This window comes from Mesorhizobium silamurunense, from assembly GCF_014843825.1.
Lineage (GTDB): Bacteria > Pseudomonadota > Alphaproteobacteria > Rhizobiales > Rhizobiaceae > Mesorhizobium > Mesorhizobium silamurunense.
Genome location: NZ_JHQR01000317.1, coordinates 1 through 10,116, shown reverse-complemented (window position 1 = coordinate 10,116; position 10,116 = coordinate 1). Strand labels below are relative to the sequence as shown.

The window sequence follows — 10,116 nt, the reverse complement described above, 5'->3', positions numbered from 1 at the left end:
CGCCGCGCTGGCCGCAAGGACGAGGACCGCAAGGGCCGGGGCGAGCGCAAGAAAGGCGCGGACCGCCAGGCAAGGCATGGCGAGGAAGAGACGCCGGAGACGGCACGCGAAGAGCCGCCGGTCGCCGAGGTTGCCGACATTGCCGAGCGCCGCGCCCGCAAGGACGCGATCCGCTCCGAAAATGACCGCAACAAGGGTTCCGCCAACCGCAACGAGCAGCGTGGCGGTGCCCGTCCTCCGCGTGACCACAACCGCCCTGCCCGCCACCGCCATGAAGAGGACGACGCTACTGTCGGCTTCGGCGACGATGTGCCGGCATTCATGCGGATCGTCGCAAAAGTCTGATCTTCGATATCAGCGTCGGCAGAGACGAAGCGGCCCCGCGCGGGGCCGCTTTTTTTGCTGCTTACCCTGAAGGGTTCAGGCAAGCGTTGTCTCTTACATCGGTCCCGGCATCATCTTGGTCGGTTTTTCCAGCATCGGAAAATCGGCTTTGTCGCATTTCACCTTCGGGTTCGTCGGACTGAACATGCCGTTCGGGTTGTCCCTGAACAGCCAGGCGTGAAGATCGTAGTGCACGAACTCCCTCGGGATGAGCGGATAATGCCCCTCCATCGGCCCCATGAATTTCTGGCCGAATAGGCTCGGCGCTTCCTTGACGTCCGGCGTCAGCGGCACCAGCCATTCCACCCCGACCAGTTTCAAGCCCTTCTTGGTCGGCTCATAGATCAAGACGTTGGGTTTCATCGGGTCGAGCTTCTGGCCGACGCTTGGGACATTGACGAAATGGATGCCCATGGCGCCCTTCGGATATTCCATCGCGCCCGCTATCTTCTCGCCGGAGTAGTAGACGCAACCGACGGTCGACAGATAGAGGTCGCGCACGGCGGCCGTGTAGTCCTCATATTTGGCCAGCGATTTCTTCAAGGCTTCGATGTCGGCCTTGTTGGCGTCCTCGGCCTGAGCCGTGGCGGCGCCAAGCCACGCGCCCAAGAGGCCAGTCAAAACGAGGGCGCCGCAGCGCCCAAGGCGAGCCGTTCTTGTCATGCATTCCTCCCAGATTTCTAATCTGGCCGTGCAAGACCGAGGCGGAAAAATGTTGATTGCGCGGCCGGTTACCGCCTCATCCCTCTGGAACAACCTCGATGCTAGTCCTTTCCAGGGTTCTGGAAAAGTATCAATTAGAGCAAGCTAATGGTCTAAGACTTTTGACCTAAAGCGCGTCGCGCTGAAACGGATTCAGGCGACGCGCTTTAGGTCTTTATGCATGTCGTTTTCGCAAAAACCGCTGCACGCTTTGCGCGACATGCATTAATTTGAGGTCGCGCCAATAGAAACGGCCCCTTGCGGGACCGTTTTGCTTGTTGCTTCGCTGGAAGCGGTTTTCTCAGGTGAGCGGCGACAGCTGGATCTCGACGCGCCGGTTCTGGGCACGGCCCTGAGCCGTCGCGTTGGATGCGATCGGACGTGTCTTGCCGAAGCCGGTGACCGCGAAGCGGCGGGAATCGACGCCCTGGCCGGAGAGGTAGTTGGCGACTGCCAGCGCGCGACGCTGCGACAAATCGAAATTGTGCTCGGCGCCGCCGGTCGAGTCGGTGTGGCCGAAGACGTCGACCGTGGTCTGGCGGAACTTGTTCAGCACCAGCGCCACCGAGTTCAGCACCGGGTAGAAGCCCGGCTTCACCGCGTCCTGGTCGACGTTGAAAGTGATGTCGGACGGCATGTTGAGGATGATCTGGTCACCGCTGCGGGTGACGCTTACGCCTGTGCCCTGCAACTGGCGGCGGAGCTCAGCCTCGTTCTGGTCCATCGTCGCGCCGATCGCGCCGCCGGCAAGCGCGCCGATGCCGGCGCCGATCAGCGCGTTGCGGCGGTCATTGCCGCCGGCCAGCAGACCAAGGCTGGCACCTGCCAGTGCGCCAAGGCCGGCGCCGGCCGCGGTATTGGAGATCTTCTGGTCGCCGGTATACGGATCGGTGGTGGTGCAGGCGCTCACGAGCACAGCCGTCGCCACGACGACGAGCACGGTCTTCTTCATAAGATGGTCCCTCTCCAAATCGCGGCCATTGCAGCCGCGCCAAATCAGCCCTTCCGCATGCCTTGTAACATGAATTGCGGCAAAAAGCGGAACGGCAAAGTGCTACCAGAGGTTCTTGCCGTCGATCACCACCACTTCGACCTTGTCCAGGTCGAAATCGTCGAACAGGCGGGAGTTGACGCTGATCTTCGGGTTGTCGAAGTCGGGCTGACCCGTCGACCAGTCCGGCGTTTCGGTGAACGTGCCGCAGCCGCAAGTGGCGCAGAAGCCATGCTTGATGGTTTTCGAGCCCCAGCGGTAGAAGGAGACGTTTTCAGGCGGGCTGGTGAGCTTGAATTGCGACGGGACGTAATAAGTCCAGAGCGACCCGCGCTTGGAGCAGAATGAGCACGTGCATTGTGTCACCGTCCGCGGCGCCTCGGACACTTCGAAAGTCGTGGCCTTGCAGTGGCAGCTTCCCTTGATGGTCATGGACGTCACCTCTCCGTTGTCCGCCGCCCGCCCCGCGCAGTTCCGCAGCGGAAAACCGCTGCGGAACTTTTCCAGCAGCAAGGCAACATAAAGAAGTGGTCCTGACAACTGTCTGTCAGCAGGCGCGGCAGCGCAATGCTGCCGTGGGTCGAGGTGCTCACGTGCTTTTGGCACTGCCCGTCCGCGGCAATCCGAAAGCGTGTCGCGTTTTAATGGATTCGCGACAGGCTCTAGTAGGACGGCGGCGGCACGAACAGGCAGATGGTCTTGCCGGCATCGAGCCCGGCCTGGTGCGCGCACCAGTGATACTCGCCGTCGGGGGAATTCTTGACCCGCTTGTCGCTGTAGGCGACCACCTCGCCCGTGCCTTTTATCACGTAGCCGTCCGGCCGCTCGCCGATCGACGTCTGCGGCACCTCCTTGCAATCGTAGTTGGCGCAGCAGGCAAAGGGATAGCTCCAGCCTTGCGGCAGCGCCGCCGTAGGTTTGGCGTCGTGCGCGACGGCGGTCGCGGTCAACATCACCGTCCCGACCGTTGCAAACAGGGAAAACAGGAGTCGGCCGGCCGGGCGAACGGCTCGGGCCGATCTTGACTTGGCAGCAGACATCGAAGCGTTCCTTTCGAGCATCAAGCGTTTTTCCGCTTGCCCGTTCCCGGAACGTGTCTTCCCAGTGGCCGGATCGTCAGTCGCAGATGTGCCGCGTCCGGCCATACATGCTTCTATCCCCCAGCCCGAATGCTGGGCTGATTCCTTGGCCGGCGCAAGAAGTGGGCGCGCCCTTCGGATCGCACCGGAGTTCAGCATCGGCCACAGAAAAGGGTGCGCCGACTTGGTTAACGAGAATTAAACGACAACCCTGCGACCAAGGTGCCTAAGAACGAAATTCTGCCGACGGAAGTTCCGGCCTTCAGCCGGTGACATGTTCACGATATTGCGGCAGATCGTCCGTAATCGTGAACCATGGCGCCTTGGAACCGACGAAGATATGTGCGGCTCGGATCGTCCATCAACGTCCCCATGGCAACATGGACGTAGGTACCCTCCCGCACCAATGAATAGAGCAGCGAGCCGCATTGCCCGCAATGCGCGTCGTGGCCGCCGGCATCGCCATAGATCAGCAGCCTGTCGTCGCCGGCAGTGAGGCGAAACTTGTCGCGCTCGATGCCGGCGAAGGGCTTGAAAGCCGACCCCGTGGTGCGGCGGCAATTCGAGCAATGGCAATTCGCCGCGTAAGCGAATTCATCGGCCACCTCGTAGCGGACCTGGCCGCAGAAGCATTTTCCGGCAAGCGTGCGAGCGCTGGCCTTTTCCGGATTTGCCAATGTCTCCTCCCTGCTAGCGCCACCCGCCAGAAGGTCAGCTTCTCCTGGGACGCTCTAGTCCAGATCAGCAACCGCCTCGCCCGCGCCGCCCTCGATGCGATGCGACAGCGAGGCCTCCATGAACTCGTCGAGATCGCCGTCGAGCACGCTTGACGGGCTGGTGCTTTCGACCCCGGTGCGCAGGTCCTTCACCAGCTGATAAGGCTGCAGAACATAGGAGCGGATCTGATGACCCCAGCCGATGTCGCTCTTCGACGCCTCTGTGGCGTTCGCCACGGCCTCGCGCTTCTTCAGTTCTTCCTCGTAGAGCCGAGAGCGCAGCATTTCCCACGCCTTGGCGCGGTTCTTGTGCTGCGAGCGTTCGGCCTGACAGGCAACCGCGATGCCGGTCGCGAGATGGGTGATGCGGACCGCAGAGTCGGTCGTATTGACGTGCTGGCCGCCCGAGCCGGACGAACGATAGGTGTCGATGCGCACGTCGGATTCGGAAACGTTGATCTCGATCGAATCGTCGATGACCGGATAGACCCAGACGCTGGCGAATGAGGTGTGGCGGCGCGCATTGCTGTCATAGGGCGAAATGCGCACCAGGCGGTGGACGCCGGATTCCGTCTTCAGCCAGCCATAGGCGTTGTGCCCCTTGATCAGCACGGTGGCCGACTTGATGCCGGCCTCTTCGCCATCGTGGACTTCCAGCACCTCGACCTTGAAGCGGCGGCGCTCGGCCCAACGCGTATACATGCGCAAGAGCATCGAGGCCCAGTCCTGGCTCTCGGTACCGCCGGCGCCGGCATGGATTTCGAGATAGGTGTCGTTGGCGTCGGCCTCGCCCGACAGCAGCGTCTCGACCTGGCGGGCTTTTGCCTCGCCCTGCATCGAGCGCAGCGCCGCCTCGGCTTCCGCGACGACGCCCTCGTCGCCCTCTTCCTCGCCGAGTTCGATCAAGCCGATATTGTCTTCCAGCGCCTGGGTCAGCCCTTTGACCGCGGCGATGCCGTCTTCGAGCTCCTGGCGCTCCCGCATCAGCTTCTGGGCTTCGATAGGGTCGTTCCAGAGGCTGGAATCCTCGGCGCGTGAGTTCAGGTATTCAAGCCGCTTGATGGCCTGATCCCAGTCAAAGATGCCTCCTCAGCAGGGTTATCGCCTGCCTGATCTCGTCGACAATGTTGAGCGTTTCCGCGCGCATGGGTCTTCGTTCTGTCCTGTTCTTCTCGTTCTGTTCGGAGTCGGCGCGATACATAGGCACGGCACCGCTGCCTGTAAAGCGAAATGGGCCGGCGGTATTTTGCCGGCCCATTTCGAAATTGGGAAACCTCAGTAAAGGCCGCCGCCGCCGTCCTGGATGGCCTGATTGGCCTGTGGCGACAGCCCGCCGCCGGCACCGTTGGAGCCGTCCGCGCCCATGCCGATGACCCAATAGCTGTCGGCCGGGCCGGTGCCGGGCTTGAACGCTTCGATGATGGTGTTGGGATCGCCCTCGGCCGCGCGCATACCGGTCTTGCGGTTGATGGCGATCAGCTTCATGCCTTCCGGAACCTGGAAGTCGACATTGGGCGTGCCGTCGAGCGCGACGCGCATGAAGTCCTTGAAGATCGGCGCGGCGAGGCCGCCACCCGTGGCGCCCTTGCCGAGGCCGCGCGGCGTGTCGTAGCCCATGTAAAGACCGACGACGAGGTTCGGCGTGAAGCCGATGAACCAGGCGTCCTTCTCGTCATTGGTCGTGCCGGTCTTGCCGGCGATGTGGCGGCCGAGCTCGGCGATGGTGGCGCCGGTGCCGCGCTGCACCACGCCCTCCATCATCGAGGTGATCTGATAGGCGGTCATCGGATCGAGCACCTGCTCGGAATTGTCGACCAGTTCCGGCTCGGGCTGGTTCTTCCATTCGGTGGCATTGCAGCCCTCGCAGCCGCGCTCGTCCTGCTTGAACACGGTCTTGCCGTAGCGATCCTGGATGCGGTCGATCAGCGACGGTTTGATCGATTTGCCGCCATTGGCCATGATCGAGTAGGCCGACACCATGCGCATGACCGTCGTCTCGCCGGAGCCCAGCGCCATCGGCAGGTACGGCGCAAGATGATCGTAGACGCCGAAGCGTTCGGCATATTCCACGACCAGCTTCATGCCCATGTCGTTGGCGAGCCGCACCGTCATCAGATTGCGCGATTTCTCGATGCCCGAGCGCAAGGTGGCCGGGCCTGCAACCGTGCCGTCATAGTTCTTCGGCGTCCAGGTCGTGTTGCCGCTCTGGATGGTGATCGGGCCGTCCATGATCACGGAGGCCGGCGTGTAGCCGTTGTCGAGCGCCGCCGAATAGACGATCGGCTTGAACGAGGAGCCGGGCTGACGCATCGCCTGCGTGGCGCGGTTGAACTCCGACTGCGCGTAAGAGAAGCCGCCGACCATGGCCAGCACGCGGCCGGTATGCGGGTCCATGGCAACTAGGCCGCCTTCGACCTCGGGCGCCTGGCGCAGGCTGTAGGTATTGTCGGAGCCGTCGTTCTTCTGCACGAAGATGACGTCGCCGGGCTCAAGCACTTCCGCCGGCGATTTCGCCCGGACGGACTTGCCGTTGACGAAATGGCGCATGGCGAAGCCCATGTCGTCCTTGCTGACGGTTCCCTCGACGCGGTCCTTGACGAGGTCGCCGGAGACCTGGCGCGACGGCTGAATGCCAATCGTAAGGCCGTCGGCAGAACTGTCGAGCACGACAGCCAGCGCCCATTCCGGCACGTCCTCCAGCCCCTTCACAGCACCGAGCGGAACGCCCCAGTCGCCGGAAATGTCGATATGGGTCACCGGTCCGCGATAGCCGCGCAGCATGTCGTATTTCAGCAGCCCGTTCTGCATCGACTTGCGGGCGATCAACTGGATCTTCGGATCGAGCGTCGTGCGCACCGACAGGCCGCCCTCGTAGAGCGCGTTCTCGCCGTAGCGGGCGATGATCTGGCGGCGCACCTCCTCGGTGAAAAACTCGCCCGCGAACAGATAGGAGCCGTTACGGCGCGGTTTCACGCCGAGCGGCTCGGCCTTGGCCTTGGCGCCTTCCTCGCGCGTGACGTAGCCGTTCTCGACCATCTGGTCGATGACCCAGTTGCGGCGCTCGAGCGCCCGGTCGGCATGCTTGAACGGATGATAGTTGTTGGGGCCCTTGGGCAGCGAAGCGAGGTAAGCGGCTTCGGCGACGGTGAGTTCGTTGACCGATTTGTCGAAATAGGTGAGCGCGGCGCCGGCGACGCCATAAGCGCCGAAGCCGAAGAAAATCTCGTTGAGATAGAGCTCGAGGATGCGGTCCTTCGAATAGGCCTGCTCGATGCGGAAGGCCAGGATCATCTCCTTGATCTTGCGCTCATAGGTCTGGTCGGAGGTCAGCAGGAAATTCTTCGCCACTTGCTGCGTGATCGTCGAGGCACCGACCTGGCGCCTGCCGGAGCCGAAATTCTGCAGATTGACGATGATGGCGCGGCCAAGGCCGGTGATATCGATGCCGGGGTGGTTGTAGAAGTTCTTGTCCTCGGCCGACATGAAGGCGGCCTTGACGCGGTCCGGGATCGCCTGGATCGGCAGATAAAGGCGCCGCTCGCGGGCGTATTCGGCCATCAGCGAGCCATCCGAGGCATGGATGCGCGTCGTCACCGGCGGCTCATATTTGGCCAGAACTTCGTAGTCGGGCAGGTCCTTCGTCAGATGGCTGATGTAGATGGCAAGGCCCGCAGCGACCAGCAGCGCCAGCGTCGTGCCGATGCCGAAGAAATAGCCGATGAGACGAATCATGCCCGCTCCAGTCCGAGGTTCGGGATTTTCCTAAACGAAGCCGACAGTCGCGCAAGCTTCACGGGGCGGTCCCAATCCGCAATGGAAAACCCATGTCGCGACCATGTGGACAAAATACGGCAGCGCGAAGTTTCAGGACTCGGTCCGCCAAATAATAACGCCACGTGTTGTCGTCGTGCAACGCTGCTTGTGGTTGTGGGACGGCTCAAGGTTGTGGGCGGGTGCAGTTCCCGTCAACCACCAGCCCTGGCTCCGGCTTTCGCCGCGGCAAACAGGGCGACGGCATTGGTTATGCTCTGGGCCGCCTTGCCGCGCCAGTCGGCGCTGAGCAGCTGCGCCTCGTCCTTGTTGTTGGAGAGATAGCCAAGCTCGACCAGCACGGAGGGAACGTCAGGCGCCTTCAGCACCTTGAAGCCCGCCGAGCGCTGCGGATTGTTGATCAGCCCGACGCTGGTCGACAGCTGGCCGACCAGCGTGTGGGCAAAGCTCATCGAAAAACCGTGGGTCTCGCGGCGGATCAGGTCGATCAGGATGTCGGTGACCTCCTTGTTGTCGTCCTCGATCTTCATGCCAGCGAACTGGTCAGACAGGTTTTCGCGATCGGCGAGCGCCTGGGCCTCGGGATCGGAGGCCTTGTCCGAGAGCGTGTAGACGGTGGCGCCGCGGAGGCCCTTGACGGCGATGGTATCGGCATGGATGGAGATCAAAAGATCGGCTTCGTGCTGGCGGGCGATGCGCACGCGCTCGTCGAGCGGCAGGTATGTGTCGTTGTCCCGCGTCATGTACACATCATAGTTGCCGACCGCGGCCAGCTTGTCGCGCAATTCTGTGGCGAAGGCGAGCGTGACGTTCTTCTCGACCGTGCCGCCAGTGCTCTCCGCGCCGCCGTCGACGCCGCCATGGCCGGGGTCGATGACGACGGTGAAGCGGTGTCCAGGCGCAGAGACCGGCCCGGTGCCGACGCGGCCACCCTTGTCGGTGGAAACGGTCGAGCCGGTCGTCAGCGACTGGTTGGCTAAAGCCTCGTCGAATTCCCGTTCCGACGCAGCCGACATGTCGATGGCGATGCGATAGCCGCTGCCGTCATCATTCTTCAGCACGTCGAGCTTGTCGACGGCAAAGGGCCCCTTGCCGGTGAGGATCAGCCGCGAGCCCTTGCCCTGATCGCCGTAGCGAATGGCGCGCACCAGCCCGCGCGGCTTCACATCCTTGGCGTTGAGGGCGAATCGCGCGCGCGGCAGATCGACCACAAGGCGGTTGGGGCCGCGCAGCAGGAACCACTTCACGTCCGGCTCGCGGTCGAAGGTCACGACAATCCGCATCTTGGTGGCGTCGCCGGCCATCTTGTAGCCGGTCGCGCCAAGCAGCCCGTCGGCCCGCGAGGCGGCGGTCACGCCAAGCAGGACCGCCAGCATTAAAAGGGCCCTTGCCATCAGCTGGAGATGCCCGGGGGCGCCACGCCACTTGCCTGCGGTGCCTGCCAGTCCCATCTCTACTCCAGTCGCTCCCGGTTTGGCGCCTCGCGCCAACCTATTTCGTAGAAGGGCCTGTCTGGCAGCCAACTCGATTAACGATTGGTATCCAGAGAAGGTTAACCAAGCCTTTTCATGCGATGGGTGGAGCGTAATCTTCCCCAACGGAAGCGCTTTTTGCCGGCATCCGAAATCGGGGTTGCCTTCCACCCCGCCAAATCATAAAAGCGACATTGGATCACTGCAATCCTGGAACCGCTAGCCTCCGCAGTTTCCTGTTTGGGATCAGATGTGAAGGCGGTTCCTTTCGCTTCCGGCGAAAAGGCTCAGGTGGTCGCGACGAATTTCGCAGGCGTGCTCCCGTGGCGGGGAATCGCTTGCGTGAAGAAAACGGCCGGGATGTCCCGCGCCGGCTCTGTGTGAGCAAACAAGCTGGTCCGGCTAAGCCCGGGCTTTGGTTCAAAAGGTTCTGCTGGGTTGCCGATGGCTTCAAGCGCAATCATGGAAAGGTCCGCATCGAACCGCGCCATCGTGGCTGCGGGCGGCACCACCATCGCGTTGAAGCTCCGGCCGGCGGACATTCAATTATCCGGCATCCACACAAATCCAGGCACACAGCGGCGGGGCCTGCCTCGCCAGCTGCGGCTGATGGCTGCCGGGAGGAAACGAAATAATGCCCAACAAGATGCTGATAGACGCCTCCCACCCGGAGGAAACACGCGTTGTCGTCGTTCGCGGTAACCGCATCGAAGAATTCGACTTTGAATCCCAGGACAAGAAGCAGCTCAAAGGAAACATCTATCTCGCCCGCGTAACCCGCGTCGAACCTTCCCTTCAGGCAGCCTTTGTCGAATATGGCGGCAACCGTCACGGTTTTCTCGCCTTCAGTGAAATTCATCCCGACTACTACCAGATCCCGGTCGCCGACCGTCAGGCCCTGCTGCGCGCCGAAGCGCAGGAGGCCGAGGACGAAGACGACGAGGAGGCTGAGGCCGGCGAGGAGCAGCAGGCGCGCGAACGTGGCGGCCGCCGCAGCCGCC

General features: G+C 62.6%; 9 protein-coding genes and 2 pseudogenes. 2 read left to right on the top strand and 9 right to left on the bottom strand.

From position 1 onward, the window contains the following. A pseudogene (locus DH10_RS31030) lies at nt 1-345 on the top strand (DEAD/DEAH box helicase); the annotation flags it as partial. A 93-nt stretch (nt 346-438) separates the two neighbouring features. On the opposite strand, the gene DH10_RS31025 reads toward DH10_RS31030, so the two are convergent. The 9 genes and pseudogenes from DH10_RS31025 to DH10_RS30985 all read right to left on the bottom strand — a co-directional run bounded on the left by DH10_RS31025 (nt 439) and on the right by DH10_RS30985 (nt 9,657). Beyond that, nucleotides 439-1,047 carry a hypothetical protein gene (locus DH10_RS31025; protein ID WP_192248180.1) on the bottom strand — a complete coding sequence of 203 codons (609 nt, stop codon included), beginning with the start codon at nt 1,045-1,047 and terminating at the stop codon, nt 439-441. 340 nt (nt 1,048-1,387) lie between these two features. Beyond that, nucleotides 1,388-2,038, bottom strand: a complete 651-nt coding sequence (locus tag DH10_RS31020; RefSeq protein WP_192248183.1) for a YiaD family glycine zipper/OmpA-like lipoprotein — start codon at nt 2,036-2,038, stop codon at nt 1,388-1,390. Nucleotides 2,039-2,140: 102 nt separating this feature from the next. Next, nucleotides 2,141-2,509 (bottom strand): GFA family protein, encoded by a 369-nt coding sequence (locus tag DH10_RS31015; protein WP_192248186.1) that lies wholly within the window; start codon nt 2,507-2,509, stop codon nt 2,141-2,143. Between the two features lie 230 nt (nt 2,510-2,739). After that, entirely contained in the window at nt 2,740-3,117 is a 378-nt protein-coding gene (locus tag DH10_RS31010) for a hypothetical protein (RefSeq protein WP_192248189.1), read from the bottom strand. Between the two features lie 301 nt (nt 3,118-3,418). Then, a pseudogene (locus DH10_RS31005) lies at nt 3,419-3,833 on the bottom strand (GFA family protein). 54 nt (nt 3,834-3,887) lie between these two features. Next, nucleotides 3,888-5,019 (bottom strand): peptide chain release factor 2 gene (prfB, locus tag DH10_RS31000; protein ID WP_192248194.1). Its coding sequence is split into 2 segments (ribosomal slippage): nt 3,888-4,952 and nt 4,954-5,019, totalling 1,131 coding nucleotides; the frame shifts between segments, so codons are not numbered across the junction. Nucleotides 5,020-5,147: 128 nt separating this feature from the next. Continuing rightward, the gene (locus DH10_RS30995) at nt 5,148-7,604 is read right to left on the bottom strand and encodes a penicillin-binding protein 1A (protein ID WP_192248197.1); all 2,457 of its coding nucleotides are present in this window, start codon (nt 7,602-7,604) and stop codon (nt 5,148-5,150) included. Between the two features lie 233 nt (nt 7,605-7,837). Beyond that, the gene (locus DH10_RS30990) at nt 7,838-9,094 is read right to left on the bottom strand and encodes an N-acetylmuramoyl-L-alanine amidase (protein ID WP_192248200.1); all 1,257 of its coding nucleotides are present in this window, start codon (nt 9,092-9,094) and stop codon (nt 7,838-7,840) included. A gap of 308 nt (nt 9,095-9,402) precedes the next feature. Further along, complete coding sequence (locus DH10_RS30985) at nt 9,403-9,657, bottom strand: hypothetical protein (protein WP_192248203.1); 255 nt, start codon at nt 9,655-9,657, stop codon at nt 9,403-9,405. Nucleotides 9,658-9,749: 92 nt separating this feature from the next. On the opposite strand from DH10_RS30985, the gene DH10_RS30980 reads away from it, so the two are divergent. Then, a partial coding sequence (locus DH10_RS30980) for a S1 RNA-binding domain-containing protein (protein WP_192385694.1) occupies nt 9,750-10,116 on the top strand: 367 nt, incomplete at its 3' end.